General features: G+C 57.5%; 11 protein-coding genes and 1 other RNA gene. 7 read left to right on the top strand and 5 right to left on the bottom strand.

Features of this window, described 5'->3' with window-relative positions:
• Window positions 1-71: 71 nt before the first annotated feature.
• Window positions 72-1397, top strand: a complete 1326-nt coding sequence (locus SH661x_RS12045; protein ID WP_437231153.1) for a hypothetical protein — start codon at window positions 72-74, stop codon at window positions 1395-1397.
• A 186-nt stretch (window positions 1398-1583) separates the two neighbouring features.
• Here the strand turns inward: SH661x_RS12045 and ssrA are convergent.
• Window positions 1584-1943, bottom strand: a transfer-messenger RNA (tmRNA) gene (gene ssrA / locus SH661x_RS12040).
• A 92-nt stretch (window positions 1944-2035) separates the two neighbouring features.
• Window positions 2036-2878, bottom strand: coding sequence for an amidohydrolase family protein (locus SH661x_RS12035; protein ID WP_437231152.1), 843 nt, complete (start codon window positions 2876-2878; stop codon window positions 2036-2038).
• Between the two features lie 217 nt (window positions 2879-3095).
• Between SH661x_RS12035 and SH661x_RS12030 the strand changes: the two genes are divergently transcribed.
• Both SH661x_RS12030 and SH661x_RS12025 read left to right on the top strand, forming a co-directional pair.
• Window positions 3096-4739, top strand: coding sequence for a glucan biosynthesis protein (locus tag SH661x_RS12030; protein ID WP_437231151.1), 1644 nt, complete (start codon window positions 3096-3098; stop codon window positions 4737-4739).
• A gap of 187 nt (window positions 4740-4926) precedes the next feature.
• On the top strand, window positions 4927-6012 hold the full coding sequence (locus tag SH661x_RS12025) for an NADH:flavin oxidoreductase/NADH oxidase (protein WP_437231150.1): 1086 nt from the start codon (window positions 4927-4929) through the stop codon (window positions 6010-6012).
• A gap of 31 nt (window positions 6013-6043) precedes the next feature.
• Here the strand turns inward: SH661x_RS12025 and xerC are convergent, their stop codons facing one another.
• Window positions 6044-6952 (bottom strand): tyrosine recombinase XerC, encoded by a 909-nt coding sequence (xerC, locus tag SH661x_RS12020; RefSeq protein WP_437231149.1) that lies wholly within the window; start codon window positions 6950-6952, stop codon window positions 6044-6046.
• A 48-nt stretch (window positions 6953-7000) separates the two neighbouring features.
• Window positions 7001-7228 (bottom strand): hypothetical protein, encoded by a 228-nt coding sequence (locus SH661x_RS12015; RefSeq protein WP_437231148.1) that lies wholly within the window; start codon window positions 7226-7228, stop codon window positions 7001-7003.
• Between the two features lie 322 nt (window positions 7229-7550).
• Between SH661x_RS12015 and argJ the strand changes: the two genes are divergently transcribed.
• Window positions 7551-8744, top strand: a complete 1194-nt coding sequence (argJ, locus tag SH661x_RS12010) for a bifunctional glutamate N-acetyltransferase/amino-acid acetyltransferase ArgJ (protein WP_437231147.1) — start codon at window positions 7551-7553, stop codon at window positions 8742-8744.
• Window positions 8745-8786: 42 nt separating this feature from the next.
• Here the strand turns inward: argJ and SH661x_RS12005 are convergent, their stop codons facing one another.
• On the bottom strand, window positions 8787-10064 hold the full coding sequence (locus SH661x_RS12005; RefSeq protein WP_437231146.1) for an ankyrin repeat domain-containing protein: 1278 nt from the start codon (window positions 10062-10064) through the stop codon (window positions 8787-8789).
• Between the two features lie 513 nt (window positions 10065-10577).
• Here SH661x_RS12005 and SH661x_RS12000 point away from each other — a divergent pair.
• From SH661x_RS12000 to SH661x_RS11990, 3 genes are all read left to right on the top strand, one after another.
• The gene (locus SH661x_RS12000; protein ID WP_437231145.1) at window positions 10578-11627 is read left to right on the top strand and encodes a Gfo/Idh/MocA family protein; all 1050 of its coding nucleotides are present in this window, start codon (window positions 10578-10580) and stop codon (window positions 11625-11627) included.
• 57 nt (window positions 11628-11684) lie between these two features.
• Complete coding sequence (murD, locus tag SH661x_RS11995) at window positions 11685-13115, top strand: UDP-N-acetylmuramoyl-L-alanine--D-glutamate ligase (RefSeq protein ID WP_437231144.1); 1431 nt, start codon at window positions 11685-11687, stop codon at window positions 13113-13115.
• Window positions 13116-13226: 111 nt separating this feature from the next.
• Window positions 13227-15008, top strand: a complete 1782-nt coding sequence (locus SH661x_RS11990) for an adenylate/guanylate cyclase domain-containing protein (protein WP_437231143.1) — start codon at window positions 13227-13229, stop codon at window positions 15006-15008.
• The last annotated feature ends 190 nt before the right edge of the window (window positions 15009-15198 follow it).

Below are 15198 nucleotides of genomic sequence, written 5' to 3'. Positions count from 1 at the left end.
GTGGACTGCCCTCATCGCAGTGCCCGCTCTGAATTGCTTTCACGAGAATGTTGACACAAGAACGCTGCCCCATGATCAAACCGAATTCTCGAAGCATTTCCAGTGCTGCCAAGAGCCTGGTGGTCCTGCTTCAACTTTTTGCAATCGCCACGCTGTCGGGCGCAGAGGAGGATCCCCGCGTCGCACGACTGGATGCCTTCCCGGACAGAGACGCCGGGCGGTACATCCCCGGGGAGCTGACCCACGTTGAACACGTGAACGGAACGGGCATTCTTCGGCCCGACCAGCACACGGACATTCCGAGCGACTTCTGGGATCTGCCTCACACCTTCGAAATGCTGCCGTATGCCACGATCCGGTATCACGGGGCCTATGCCGAGCTGCGGGACATCCCAATCGGAACGCATCTGCACGGGACCTTCTTTCTCGCTGCTCCGGGCAAAACAGAGATCCAGCCGCCGGAGTTTCCCGACAGCCCCAGGATCTATTTCCTCGCCCCGTGGAAGTACGCGGTTCTTCTTGAAGATGACTTCAGTTTCTATCAACGACAGGGATCCGGCTGGAAGATCATCAGCGTCGATGTCCCGGACAATCGCCTGACAGCCGAGCGAGTGAGTTTGAAGAGCGGCGAAGTTGAAGATGCTGTGGGTGAAACGAATGGTCTGTCCGGGCGGCACCAGTTCCTGTTGAATCGGGCGACCCGCGTCTGGCTGGGCGATCGCATTGGCCGACTGGAAGACCTGACAGCAGGGCAGGTGGCTCAGTTGAACCTGACGCGGGTGACGATTCTTGGAACGTCTTATCGTAAGAGCGTCACCGAGACCCCGGATGATGGCCTTTGCACGGAGATCTGGATCGATCCCCAGAGTCGGGATCTTGCGACGGAACATCAGCGGCAGGTGCATCTCGCTTCCCGGCGATTCCGTGGGATCCCCGCGCTCATCACTTCGACCACAAACGTCGAAGCGAACAGCTCCAGCGGGGAAGCGACGGTCACTCTGCTGGCAGGCTCAGATCCTGAACTGTACGCCCCGTTCAGGCCGATGTCCGGTTGCTCTGTTATGCCCGTGGAGCCGAATCTCCGGTCCTACGACGAACACGGAAAAGGAGCTGGAATCAGGGACTTGACGATCGACGAACATCCTCCACTGGGCAGCAGCGGAATTCAGCTGAAGCTTCATTTTTCGGAGATGCTGGAAGGCTTTCGACGCGGCCGGATCGTCCGACTGATGGCTGATGATTGGAAGTCGCCGGGGCGTCCGCGGGAAGAGAGACTTTGGCCCGTCGACGTGCGCGCGTTCCAGTTCGGCCCCAGCGGCACCGTGAACCGGACAGCTTTTGATGAGGCATTGCCAGGCGGAGAGAGCGAACTGCCGAAAGGGCGCGTTTCCCCGTAACCCGATGCCCAGTCCTCTCACCAACAGATTCCATCTCGGAGAGTCCCGGGCGGAACAGACCTGCATCACCCCATCGCGACGCCAAAACATGGGGCCAGAGGGATGATTTGAGCCAATCAGTGCGGGTGCCACCCATGAAACAACAAAGCCCTTCGACATCTCTGCCGAAGGGCTTTGTTGTTTCAAAATTGGAGGCGGGGGGAATTGAACCCCCGTCCTGTGAGCCCTGGAATGTGGCTTCTACGTGTGTAGTTCCTTGTTTACAGTCCTCGCTGCCGTTGGAACAAAGTACGAATCCTCGGGCAGACAGGCCACCACGAATCTCGCTTCAGGCGTAGCGGCCGTTGACCTGAAGCCAGTCTGATTTTGTAACTGAACTTCGAACTCCTCAGACGGGGATTTCTTGTTCAGGGCAGCCTAATTAGGCAACCATTGCAAACTGCTTGTTGGCAGTTATTGTTTTGATCAGCTTTTTACGTGGCCAGCCGATCAACCACGACACGCGACCAGCACCCCGCGGAAAACCAGTCGAATCCGATCGCCCCCGGTGCTTGGCACATCCCCAATCGTAGCACCTGAACCCGTTTGGTCAAACCTGAGAGCTGACTGCTGACTACTGACTACTGAGAGCTGACTGCTTATCCAGGCAGGTTGTAGAAACGCTGGGCCGTTCGGCCGAAAATGTTCTCGGTGTCTGCCTGGCTGAGACCCGACAGGCAGCGTTCCGTCGCAGCGAAGACGGTCTCGTAATCGCCCGCCAGTTCGCAGACCGGCCAGTCGGAACCGAACATACAGCGTTCAGGGCCGAACTGCTCAAGGACATGGTCCACGTACGGCTTGAGGTCGTCCGGTCGCCAGTTCTTCCAGTCCGCCTCGGTCACCATCCCCGAGATTTTGCAGTAGACATTCGGAAACTGCGCAGCAGCGGTCAGGTGCGGCAGCCAGTCGCTGATGGATTGAGCTTTGATGTTCGGCTTCGAAAGGTGGTCAATCACCATCGGCAGTTCAGGAAGGAGCCGGGCCAGGGTGGCAGCGTGTTTCAGGTGTTTGACATAGAAGAGCAGGTCAAACGGCACACGATGTTTTTCGAGGATTTTCAGCCCGCGAACGACATCCGGCCGGATGATGAAATCGTCATCGGGTTCGTCCTGAGTGACATGACGGACCCCGACAAATTTGGGGTGCTGACGAAACTCTTCCAGCTGGCGCTCACAATCGGGACTCGCCAAATCGACCCATCCGACGACACCTGCCAGAAAATCATGCCGATCCGCGAGCCCCAGAGCCCAGCGATTCTCTTCGAGTCGATGCTGCGTCTGGACAAAAATGCTTTTGGCGATTCCGCAACGATCCAGGTGCGGTTTCAGATCTTCGGGAAGAAAGTCACGACAGATCGGCTCGTGGGCAGGCGTTCGAAGCCAGCTGGTGTCGAACGGCTGGCTGAGCTGCCAGAAGTGCTGATGAGCGTCGATGCGATTCATGCGAGGTCCCGTCACTGGTCTGCGGATGCAGCGTGCAGTCTACAGAAACGGCGAGCGATCACGAAGGGCCCTCCCGGACCAGAACCAGCAGCCGTGATTCATCGCTTTCAACTCAACTGCGAATATTCTAGCATTTCACCGCCAGCTTCAGGCTTCTCGAACGTCCTGAACTGGTGCTGAACTCACTCAAAATCTGCCGATAGGCCGCACTGTTATTATGCATCGACGCGATTTGCTCAAAAGTGCAGCTACGCTGCTGGCCACATCCTCTTTCCCGATTTCACTGCTTCTGGGAGATCGATCCGCAGCTGCGGGCCTGAAGCCGTTAGGCGATCCGCAGCCGTTCAGTTTTGACGTTCTTAAGGCGAAAGCTCGTGAACTTGCTGGCAAGGAGTATGTGGCTCCTCCCAGCACGTTGCCCGCACCGATCGCGGAACTCGACTGGGATTCCTGGCAATCGATTCGCTTTAAACCGGAACAGTCGCTGTGGCATGGGGACGATCTGAGCTTCGAGGCGAAGTTCTTTCATCTGGGGTTCACGATCAAGACTCCGGTCCGCATGTTCGAAATCACTGACGGCAAGGCCCAGGAACTCGCCTACGATTCCGATATGTTCGATTACGGCAAGAGCGGTGTTCACCCGGGAGAACTCCCGACGAACCTCGGCTTTGCCGGATTTCGCCTGAATTTTCATCCGGACATGGAGCGTGACGTCGCTGCCTTTCAGGGGGCGAGTTACTTCCGTGCGGTCGGCGGCGAGAAGCAATACGGTCAATCGGCCCGCGGACTGGCGATCAACTGCGGGATGCCCGAGCCGGAAGAGTTTCCGAACTTCGTCGCCTACTACCTCGAGCGGCCTGCAAAGGAGTCCGAAACTGTCACGGTTTATGGACTCCTGGATTCGCCGAGCGTCGCTGGGGCGTATCGTTTCCTCATGACGCCGGGTGACACGTTCGTCATGGATATTGACGCGGCTCTCTACCCTCGAAAGGGAGTCGAACGACTGGGCATTGCTCCTCTCACCAGCATGTTCCAGTACGGGGAAAACGATCAGCGGATGGACAACGACTGGCGTCCGGAAATCCACGACACCGACGGACTGCAGATGTGGAACGGCAGCGGGGAATGGATCTGGCGACCACTGGTGAATCCGCCCGGCGTGCGGGTGAACTCGTATTTCGACAACAATCCGAAAGGGTTCGGACTCCTGCAGCGGGACCGCGATTTTGACCACTATCAGGACGACGGCGTTTTCTACGAGCGTCGTCCCTGCGTCTGGGTTGAACCCAAGCCCGGTCCTGATGGTCAGGGCTGGGGCCCGGGATCGGTGATGCTCGTTGAGATCCCGACACCTGATGAAACGTTCGATAACATCGTCGCCTTCTGGAATCCGGAACAGAAGCTGGAGCCAGGAAAAGAAGCGTCGCTGGGATACAAGCTGTACTGGGGATCGAAGCCACCGGTCTCTTCTCCGCTGGCGACGGTTCGCGCGACCCGTACCGGGCTGGGAGGCATCGTCGGCCAGCCTCGCAAGTATTTCTCGTGGCGGTTCGCCGTCGACTTCGCTGGCGAGATCTTCTCCAAACTCGGTGAGAATCCGAAGGTGGAGCCGGTGATTGAAGCCTCGCGCGGTGAAGTGGAGATCACTTCAGCACGGCCACTCTGGCAGGTGAACGGCGAACCGGTCAGCGGATGGCGGGCGATGTTCGACCTGAAGCCGACCGACGACAGCACCGAGCCAATCAATATTCGCCTCTATCTCCGCTCCGGCGGCCAGCCTCTCACAGAAACATGGATGTATCAGTGGACGCCCCCTGAGCGGCCCAAGAAAGATCCGGCAGTCAGCCAAAGTGGAACGTGATTCGCATTGCAGATGAGCGGTGCTGTGTTTGAGTGAGGGGTTTGAACCCTAAGTCGCTTCGGAAACCACCTGGCGCCCTTTGCGACTTTGCGGTGAAAAGTTTTTCGAACCTTGAAATGTGGTTCCTATGCTCATCGAATCACACGCTTAGAATTGTTAAAGCCCGGATTTTGATGGAGTTGCCACGATGCCGAAGTTGTTTGATACGTTTCAGCTGAAGGATGTCACGCTGAAGAATCGCATCGTGGTCTCCCCGATGTGTCAGTACTCTTCAGAGAACGGTTTTCCGAATGACTGGCATCTGGTTCATCTCGGGTCGCGCGCGATCGGCGGGGCTGGACTGATTGTTGTCGAAGCAACGGCCGTTTCTCCGGAGGGCCGGATCTCCCCCGCTGACAGCGGCATCTATCTCGACGATCACGTTGAACCCTTTGCGCGAATCTGCCGCTTCATGAAGGAGCACGGGGCGGTTCCCGGAATCCAGTTGGCGCACGCCGGGCGTAAGGGGAGTGCGAGCAAGCCCTGGGAAGGGAACGCCCACATTGGTGAAGAGCTGGGGGGATGGCAGACAATCGCCCCTTCGGCAATCCCCTTTGGGGGGGAACTCGACAAAGTTCCCGTTGAGATGAGCACGCAGGACATCCGTCGGGTTCAGTCCGATTTCGTCGCGGCAGCGAAGCGATCACTCGAGGCCGGATTCGAATGGCTTGAACTGCACTATGCCCACGGTTATCTGGCCCACGAGTTTTATTCCCCGTTCTCGAATCAGCGAACGGATGAATACGGCGGCAGCTACGAGAACCGCATCCGGTTTCTCACCGAGTCCTTTGACGCGGTGCGGGAAGTCTGGCCGGAACGTTATCCACTCACCATTCGCCTTTCCGTCACGGACTGGAATGACGGGGGAGTGACTGTCGAAGAATCGATCGAGCTGGTGAACCGGCTGAAGAAGAATGGGCTGGATCTCCTCGACGTCAGTCACGGCATGGTCATCCCCGACATTTCGCAGATCCCCTGGGGACCGGGCTTCCTGCTGCCGAACACCCGCCGGATTCGCGAAGCGACAGGTATTGCAACAGCTGTCAGCTGGCAGATCACCGAGCCGCAGCAGGCGGATCAGGCCATCCGCAATGGCGATACCGATCTGGTCATGCTTGCCAGAGAACTGCTGCGAGATCCGTACTGGCCGTATCACGCTGCTGAGGCTCTGGGCGAGAATGAACCGTACCAGATCCTGCCGGTGCAGTACGCTCGTGCGGCCGCACGGCGTTAAAGCTGCACCACTTCCCAAGTGGGAGCGCTGTTCAGGAATCTCTGTGTGAATGCGGATGCGCGTGCTCGTACGTCTCCCGCATACGACGCGTGCTCACGTGCGTGTAGATCTGAGTGGTGGTCAGACTCTTGTGCCCCAGGAGTTCCTGCACGCTGCGCAGGTCCGCACCCCCATCCAGAAGATGGGTCGCGAAGCTGTGTCGCAAGGTATGCGGTGAAGTGAGCTGATCCAGGCCGGTGTCCTGGAGATGCTTCTCCAGCATCCGGCCGATACTGCGGGTCGTGAGTCGACGTCCGAAGCGGTTGAGAAAGAGTGCATCCAGCTCGTCCGCTGGCGCCTGCGGGTCGACCGACCGCACGGAAAGCCATTGGTCCAGTGCCTTGGCAGCGTAACTTCCGATGGGGGCGATCCGTTCCTTCTTCCCTTTACCGAACACTCGCAGAATGTTCGCGCCCCGGTCCCAGTCTCCGATATTGAGGCCGACGAGTTCCGCAACACGCAGTCCGGCGGAGTACAGCGTCTCGAGAATCGCGCGGTCGCGCAGCCCCATCGGCTCATTCGCCGGGGGAGCCTCCAGCAACAGTGCGATCTGTTCTGTGGTCAGGAAGTGCGGCAGCTTGCGACCTGTCCGGGGCGTTCTCAGAGCCTGGGCGGGATTGGAAGATGTGATTCCTTCCCGTGTGGTGTATCGAAAGAAGCTGCGCAAGGATGCCAGACGACGCGCAATTGTCGTTCGGGCATATTGACATTCGTGCAGATACGAAATGTATCCACGCAGAATTGGAATCGTCACCTGCTGTGGATCACTGATTTCGCCGACGCGATCTTCGAGGTAATCGGCAAAACTTGCGAAATCGTCGCCGTACGATTTCACTGTCAGTTCCGAGGCGTTCCGCTCAAGCTTGAGGTGTCGCAGAAACTGTTGGACGGCACTGTTCATTCAGGATGTCACCGCAGCAGGAACAATGGCGTAATCTGCCGGAACGGATCACGCCGTGCGGCGGAAGGGTTTCTCGGCAGGTTTTGCAGAATCGGTCTGCAGTCGACGCACTTTCTGGCTGAGGACGGCAGCGTCATACCAGGTGAAGTTCAATTCCGGATCGGCGGCGTAACGTCCCAGAGTCTGAAGAAGTTGAGGAACGCTTTTGTCGTCATACAGGAAGACATAGCGCTCGCCATCTTTGACCAGAGCAATTACGTTGACATTGCGGTCCATCCGAATACACCTTGCAGGCAACCAGGGGGCGGCTCCATCGGGTTATCGTCGGCTGGGATGGTGTCTTGCGAAAGAATTCATCTTGTCGCTGCAGATTTTGTGAAATCCAAAACCGTCGCTGTCGGATCTGTCACGACCGGACGACTCACACGTCACGGGAGCGAGAAACGTCGAACTCTCGCAGGCCAATGATTCTCACCCGAAATGGGAATCCGAAGGATCCGCTTTTCAACTTTCGCTGGGGAACTACACTGAGCGTCGCAATTTCTCCGCTGCCTTTTCGGGGCGGCAGAGGAAGACCACTGACTGCAAGGACCCAGTAATGTCGATCGAAGAGAAACTCCCGCGAGGCTTTCAGGCCACCGGCGTGACCTGCGGAATCAAGGCGTCTGGCAAATCGGACCTGGCGCTGTTCGTTTCCAACAAACCAGCCACTGCTGCCGGAGTCTTCACCCGTAACCGTGTTGTCGGTGCGCCGGTGATCGTTTCTCGCGAACGGGTTCCTTCCGCCACAGTGCGTGGCGTCATCATCAATTCCGGAAACTCGAATGCCTGCACCGGAGAACGGGGGATCAGCGACGCCAAACAGATGACGGCACTTGTTGCTGAACTGATCGGGGCCGGGGAAGAGGATGTGCTGGTCTGCTCGACCGGAGTGATCGGCAAGTTTCTGCCGCTGGACAAGATCGAGAACGGCATCCGTGAAGCGGTCCTGACGCTCGGTAAAGATTCAACGCATCTGCAGTCCGCCGCCCAGGCGATTATGACGACCGACACGGTCGAAAAGATCGTGACCCGGACATGCGTGATCGAGGGGATCACGGTGACGATTACAGGTGTCTGCAAAGGGGCAGCTATGATTGCTCCGAACATGGCCACCATGCTGGCCCTCGTCATGACCGATGCCTTGCTCCCACACGGTTCACTCACCGAAATGTTGCGTACAGCGGTCAACCGGAGCTTCAACAATATCTCCGTGGAAGGACATACCAGCACCAGCGATACGGTGTTGCTGCTGGCGAATGGAACCGCCGGGGTCAGCTGCGGTTCGGATCACAGCCTGGAAACATTCCAGTCGACCCTGAATGAAGTCTGCATGGAACTGGCAAAGAAGATCATCCGGGATGCCGAAGGAGCCGGGCACTTCGTTACCGTGAACGTGCAGGGGTTGCCCACGGAAGCAGACGCCCGGCTGATCGCCAAGGCTGTGTGTGACAGTCCGCTCGTCAAAACAGCTGTGACGGGAAACGACCCGAACTGGGGCCGCATCGTCTCGGCAGCAGGATACGCCGGTGTCGCGTTCCAGGAGCAGGACCTGTCCCTGATCCTCAACGGCGTGATCATCTACGAAGCAGGCCGGCCGCTCTCCTACGATGAGGCGGTTCTCTCGAACTCGATGAAGTCCGGCGAAGTGACCATCGACCTGCAGTTCCGACTCGGAAAGTCCCAGGTCAGCTACTGGACCTGCGACCTGACAGCGGAATACATCCATTTGAACGCAGATTACACCACGTAGGTGCGGCCGCAGCGTGCGGCGGCTTCATCTCCCGTTGCTCCTTCAGTCCAGCTTCTTCCACGTGAAGTCAGCCAGATTCAGCTCAAATCGATCCGGATTCGGAATCAGATCGGTCGTTCCGTCCGCTGTCGCAGCGTCAATTTCGCCTCGTGCGATGGTGACCCTGTTTCGACCGGCGTCATAGGTGGCCTGATGCCGGTGAATCCATCCCGGCATCTCACCAAAGGTCTCGACTTTCTCGATCTTCCATGTATCCAGGGAGAGTCGGTAGACGGGCGTGAAACCCTGTTGTCGCTGGTCCATGTACCCAAGACATCCAATGATATAGATCCCGTCCGGGCAAAGTGTCGCGGAATGAAAATCGGTCGGCGGGAAAATGTCTTTGGGATATCCGTAGATCTGAAATTCTCCCTTTCCATCATGCACAACAACGTCGTTGTAGATGAAAAAGTCGGGGTCATAGTGGTCTTCGTGTTCTCCAGCGATCTGGACAAACCTGCCGTCCGGGAGAGGAACCAATGCCGATCCAAATCGGTCGAAGCACCAGACTGCTCCGGGAACTGAAAAGGGACTCTCATCACCGAAATGTGTACGGGCGGCGTATGAATTTCCGCCCCTTCTAATCATGTCTTGCCAAAAGGCAAAATTCATCAGTTCCGGGTTCGATTTGCCGTAACTGGGATTTTTGTGCTGTTGATAGTCGCTCTTGTTGGATCGGAATTCTGTTTCAGGCTTTAATCCCACCCATGCTCGTTTGACCTCGTTGGGAGCAAGATTCACATCGTCTCCCGCAGCCAGCAATAGCTTGAGGACTTCAACGCTATCGACATCCGAGATGACCGGCCGAACCTTTGGGTTTTCCCAATGTTCCCTCAGGAGTTCTTGCGTCTTGTCCAGCTGTTGACGCCATTGTTCTTCAGTAAAAACTTGTTTCAACTCTTCAGGCAACTCCGGCTGGAAAATCTGTTTTGGAGGTTCAATTTTCTTCAGCGGATACTTGGGGTGATACCCACGATCGACATGGTGGCTCAAAAGAAGTTCGACTGCTGCAGGAAAATCGTCCTGAACTGCGTGACTTAAGGGTGTGCTGTTGAAATCATCAGTAATTTCAACATCTGCCCCCAGTTCGATCAAAAGCCTGACCTTCTCAATGTCTTTTGTGGAAATCGCTTCGATCAATGCGGTCCGTCCAACATGCCCCGGAGCATTGATCAAAGCAGAGTTCGCGAGCGCAACGCGGATGTCGACAACACTCCCGGATTCAATGAGCTCATGAAGTTCTAGGACAGCGGGATCGATAGGAGAATGAGGATTCGTCATTGGAGATTTCGAGTCGGGACGATCTGAGCACCCCGCGAAGCCGATCGAGACAATCGCCAGCATCACCCGGGAGCTGACATTGAAAATGGAAGATGGGTTCGCCAATGTAAGCTTCCTCTGCAATCAAATTCCGACGAATGTCGAAGTGATCTCATTTTTGATCGCAACAGGGCGAATTGTCTAACTCGTTTGTGACAAATATGGACTTCGAGACGCGGAGTGGAAGTCGAACTCGAGGCAATTCTCCTGTTTGCTCCCTGACATTTCACGATCTTTGCGTCCTGACTTGCAGAGTTGGACGATGCGACCAAAAGGGCCATTGAGAGGGAATTCACCGGCGTTGATGGCACCGTCGTCCGGGGGGCGAGTAGGGCGTTCGGCTGGCGGAGTTTTTGCTGGCACACTCCCGATTTCGTTTAGACTTCGATATTCTGCACGGTTTCCTCGGACGTGAGGTCGCTGGGGATTCCCTTGAGTTTGAATTCAAACGTATTCTTTGAAGGCTGAGTTGGCATGGCGAAGGCAGTTCGGATCGGGTTGATTGGCGCTGGGCAGATCACCAGGCTCAGGCACATTCCCGGCTTGCGAGCAATTGATGGAGTGGAAATCGTCGGCGTGGCCAACCGGACCGAAGCCTCCAGCCAGAGCGTCGCATCAGAATTCTCTATTCCCAAAGTTTTTTCGTCATGGCAGTCGCTGATCGCGGACCCGGAGATTGACGCCGTAGTCGTCGGGACCTGGCCGAATACGCATGCTGAAATCACCTGTGCCGCTCTGCGGGCAGGAAAGCATGTGCTCACGCAGGCACGCATGGCCCGGAATCTGGCGGAAGCCCGCGCCATGCTGGCGGTCTCGAAAGAGCATCCCGAACTGGTGACTCAGGTGGTCCCCAGTCCCTTGGGACTCACCTGCGGACCGGCTGTCGAACATCTGATCAAGAACCATTTCCTGGGCGACCTGCGGGAAGTGGTTGTCCTGGGGGCCAATGATCAGTTCTGGGACTACAGCAAGCCGCTGCACTGGCGACAGGATGCGGAGATCTCCGGCAACAATCTGCTGACCCTGGGAATCGTTCAGGAAACACTGCTTCGATGGGTGCCGCAGGCCTCGCAGGTCTTCGCATTGACGGAGCTGTTCGAACCGACCCGGCCGCTTCCGGAAGAAAGCCGCTTCGCCAGCGCCACCGTCCCTGACAGCGTGCAGGTGCTCGCTGAACTGCAAGGGGGAGCCCGCGCGATGTATCACTTCAGCGGAGTGATCCTCTTCGGGCCGGGAACACAGATTCATCTGTACGGCAGCCGCGGGACGGTCAAGGTCCATTTCGTGGATGGGGAAGAGCAGGTCTTCATCGGACGCGCGGAGGACAAGGAACTGTCACGTCTGGAAATCCCGGCGGAAGAGACCGGCGCATGGCGGGTCGAAGAGGAATTCATCGGGGCCATCCGTGGTGGAAAGAAGGTCGCTCTCAACGACTTCTCAACCGCCATCAAATACGTGGAATTCCTCGAAGCGGTGACCCGCAGTGCCGCTGAAAATGTCCCTGTGGACCTTCCCCTCGAATAGCCCCGTTCCTTCCTTCGACTGGCCGATGCAGTCTGGGTGACAGGCAGAGAGTGATCCATGTCCTCGTTCGCAGACCTCTCCGGTAAACGGGTCACAGTGATGGGCCTGGGTCAGTTTGGAGGCGGGCTGGGGGCGGTGCAGTTTCTGCTCGACCGGGGCGCGCGAGTCACGCTCACGGATCTGCAGTCAGAGCAGCAACTCGAATCGAGTCTGCAGAAGTTCGACGTTTCGAAACTCGACCAGCTGGTCCTGGGTGAACATCGTGACAGGGACTTCACCGACTCGGACATGATCGTTGTGAATCCCGCTGTGAAGCGGGAAGGGAATCGATTTCTCGAACTGGCTCGTGCGGCCGGAATCGAGGTCACCAGCGAAATCAATCTCTTCTGGCAGCTGTGTCGCGGCAGGAAGATCGTAGTGACCGGAAGCACAGGGAAGTCGACGACCGCGACGTTGATTCATCAGAGCCTGCAGGCTGCGGGGGTGAAATCTCGGCTGGGGGGAAATATCGGTCGCAGCCTGCTGCCGGAGGTCGACGACATTGGTGAAGACGAATTCGTCGTTCTGGAACTCAGCAGCTTCCAGCTGGCGGATCTCGATCGACTTCAGCCAAAACCGGATGTTGCCGTCGTCACCAATTTCTTCGCGAATCACGTCGACTGGCACGGGTCGCTGGACCGGTATCGAGAAGCAAAGCAGGCAGCACTCAGCTGGCAGACGGCCGAGAATCTCGCGGTCCTGAACGCAGACGATGCAGACTCTTCTCTGTGGCCGACGGATGCAAAAGTGATCTGGTTCGGCCACGAGGTCTGGAGAGATCGTCCCGGCGTGCATCTGAGCAATGCCGGGATTGCCGTGCGAACTACAACTGGAGGCTGGCTGGTTGAAGCTGCGGATCTGGCCCCCAGTCTGCAGACTCCTCATGGCCTTTGCAACGTGGCAGCGGCGCTGGCGACCGTTGTGGTCGGACTGGAGATTCCGATTCACAACATTGCGACTGTGCTTCAAAACTTTCGGACGCTTCCGCACCGGCTGGAGCTCGTCGCTGAGATCGACGGTCGAACGTTCATCAACGATTCCAAGGCGACCACGCCGGAAGCCACGATCGCCGCCCTGCGTTGCCTCACTGGCCCTGTCATTCTCATTGCAGGGGGGAAAGATAAAGGGGTCGATCTTGCTCCACTGGTGGGCGAGGTGGCAACGCGTGTTCACGGAGTGGCGTTGATCGGCGATACCGCAACAGCGATTCGCGACCTGTTGAGTGTCGCCCCGAATTCCTCTTTGACGTCCGATGCCGTGACCGTTTGCGAATCCCTGGAGGCGGCGGTTGAATGGGCCTGGGAAAGGTCGGTCGCAGGGGGAACGATCCTGTTCTCACCCGCCTGTGCCAGCCATTCCGAGTTCGCGAACTACGAGCGGCGCGGCGAGCGGTTTGTCGAGTGCGTCGACAGACTCAATGGACGTTTCGGCCGCATGAAATCTGTTTGATTGATCACGAGATCGCCTGTGGAACGCTATAGAACTTTGGCAACACCGCTCTAGAATCTGTTACGACAACAAGACCTCTTTTCAGGTCTCCCGGCATCAGAGACTTCAAACATGACGTGGCAACTTCTCGTCGAAGGCAAAGATCCTCAACAGCGGGCCAAACAGCGTCTCGAACCGAGCAAAACATACGTGCTGGGCCGTTCCGCCGACTGTGACATTCCCATCGCCTGGGACATCTGGCTGTCTCGTCAGCACGTGAAACTTGAAGCGACTTCCGACGGCATCAAAGTCTCCCGGCTGAAGAAGACGTCCAATCCCATTTACTTCGACGGGAATCCCTCCGAGTCTTTCACGCTGGCTGCCGGACAACGGTTCGTTATTGGGGAGACGAGTTTTCTGCTTCGCGAACTTCAGCCGATGTCTCCGTTGCCGGAACACCCGGTGCAGGAGATTTCGTTCTCGCATGCGGAACTTCAGCAAGTCGTGTTCGAAGACGCTGACCGCCGCATGGAGGCCTTGGCCCGTCTGCCGGGGGTCATTGCGATGGGCTTGAATCAAGAGGAGCAGCATTCGCACCTGGCATCGCTCATTCTGGCTGGGATTCGTCACGCTGAGGCGGTCGCCATCGTCAGCCTCGATGCCAAAGATGCGGTGCATGTCCTCGCGTGGGAGCGCAGAACCGAAACTCACGGCTCGTTCCGACCGAGCGTCGGCCTGGTCCGCGATGCGATGCACGGCGGACATTCCGTACTGCATGTCTGGGAAAAGAACGCGGGTGAGAATTCCGAATACACTGTTCAATCCGAATTCGACTGGTCGTTCTGCACGCCAGTCGCGCGTCGCGGTCAGGAGCAATGGGGAGTCTATGTTGCGGGTCAGCTGGACCAGCCGCTGCATGAGACTCACCCAATGCGGCGGAACCTGCAATCGGATGTGCGTTTCGCCCAGCTGATCGGAGAGGTGATTGGATCATCGGAACGAACCAACCGGATGGAAGGGCAGCTCTCGATCCTTCGCCAGTTCCTCTCTCCGCCGATTCTGAAAGCTCTGGAAGAGACCGGCCGGAACGGTGAACTGAATGCTGCACTCCTGCAGCCGCGGGTCTGTTCAGTCACGGTACTGTTCTGCGATCTGCGTGGCTTCAGCCAGCATGCTGAAGAGATGATGAATGATCTGCAGGGACTGCTGGCCCGCGTGAACGGGGCACTGGAGATCATGACGACCGGCATTCTGAATCACGGCGGCGTGACGGGCGACTTCCTGGGGGATGCCGTTCTGGGCTTCTGGGGCTGGCCTTTTCCTTCGGAAGACGCTCCATTGAAAGCCTGTCGGGCCGCACTGGAGATTCGAAGAGAGTTCCTCAAGATTCAGCGGAATCGCGATCACGCCCTGTCGGACTTCCGCGTCGGAATCGGCGTGGCACACGGACAGGCTGTCGCTGGGAAGATCGGGACGGGAGGACGGGTTTCAGTGACGGTCTTCGGTCCCGTGGTGAATCTCGCCAGCCGGCTGGAAGGCATGACGAAGCGACTGCATGTCCCGATCATTCTCGATGAAGCGACCGCGCAGCTGGCGCGGGAAGGGCTCAGCTCGCAGGAAGGGCGACTCCGTCAACTGGCCACCGTCCGGCCGTATGGGATGGAGACGCCACTGACGGTCAGCGAGCTGCTTCCCCCCGAAGGAGAGTTCTCAGACCTGAGCGATGCCCACGTGAGAAAGTTCGAAGAGGGAGTGAAGCAGTTCACTGCGGGGCGATGGGAAGAGGCGTACCGATCCCTGCATGAAGTCTCCTCAAGCGACCAGGCGCAGGATTTCCTTCTGGCCCTGATCACCCAGCACAACCGCTCAGCCCCACAGGGATGGAGAGGGATTGTTGAGCTGTCTGGCAAGTAAAAAATCAAGTCAGAAAACGGTGTTTCTCAACCGTCAAAATTCGTTCATTTCTCGCTTCCGTGTCTCGTCAGTTTTTGGTTAAATCGATCCAGACAACTTCAAGCAGATGCACCCACTCCATGACGTTTTCTCGTCTTGAATTTGCGGCGAGGCAGTTTGCACCGCTGGTAAAACGATTCGAATTCAATTC

Source organism: Planctomicrobium stercoris (assembly GCF_051465655.1).
Lineage (GTDB): Bacteria > Planctomycetota > Planctomycetia > Planctomycetales > Planctomycetaceae > Planctomicrobium.
Note: the sequence above shows the minus strand (reverse complement) of the source record. Positions and strands in the feature narration are given on the sequence as shown.

Excerpts from the sequence above, each read along its gene's own strand:
- SH661x_RS12000 (WP_437231145.1), top strand. The coding sequence starts at position 10,578 with ATGGCGAAGGCAGTTCGGATCGGGTTGATTGGCGCTGGGCAGATCACC.
- murD (WP_437231144.1), top strand. The coding sequence starts at position 11,685 with ATGTCCTCGTTCGCAGACCTCTCCGGTAAACGGGTCACAGTGATGGGC.
- SH661x_RS12045 (WP_437231153.1), top strand. The coding sequence starts at position 72 with ATGATCAAACCGAATTCTCGAAGCATTTCCAGTGCTGCCAAGAGCCTG.
- SH661x_RS12005 (WP_437231146.1), bottom strand. The coding sequence starts at position 10,064 with ATGACGAATCCTCATTCTCCTATCGATCCCGCTGTCCTAGAACTTCAT.
- xerC (WP_437231149.1), bottom strand. The coding sequence starts at position 6,952 with ATGAACAGTGCCGTCCAACAGTTTCTGCGACACCTCAAGCTTGAGCGG.
- SH661x_RS12015 (WP_437231148.1), bottom strand. The coding sequence starts at position 7,228 with ATGGACCGCAATGTCAACGTAATTGCTCTGGTCAAAGATGGCGAGCGC.
- SH661x_RS12025 (WP_437231150.1), top strand. The coding sequence starts at position 4,927 with ATGCCGAAGTTGTTTGATACGTTTCAGCTGAAGGATGTCACGCTGAAG.
- SH661x_RS12035 (WP_437231152.1), bottom strand. The coding sequence starts at position 2,878 with ATGAATCGCATCGACGCTCATCAGCACTTCTGGCAGCTCAGCCAGCCG.
- SH661x_RS11990 (WP_437231143.1), top strand. The coding sequence starts at position 13,227 with ATGACGTGGCAACTTCTCGTCGAAGGCAAAGATCCTCAACAGCGGGCC.
- SH661x_RS12030 (WP_437231151.1), top strand. The coding sequence starts at position 3,096 with ATGCATCGACGCGATTTGCTCAAAAGTGCAGCTACGCTGCTGGCCACA.
- argJ (WP_437231147.1), top strand. The coding sequence starts at position 7,551 with ATGTCGATCGAAGAGAAACTCCCGCGAGGCTTTCAGGCCACCGGCGTG.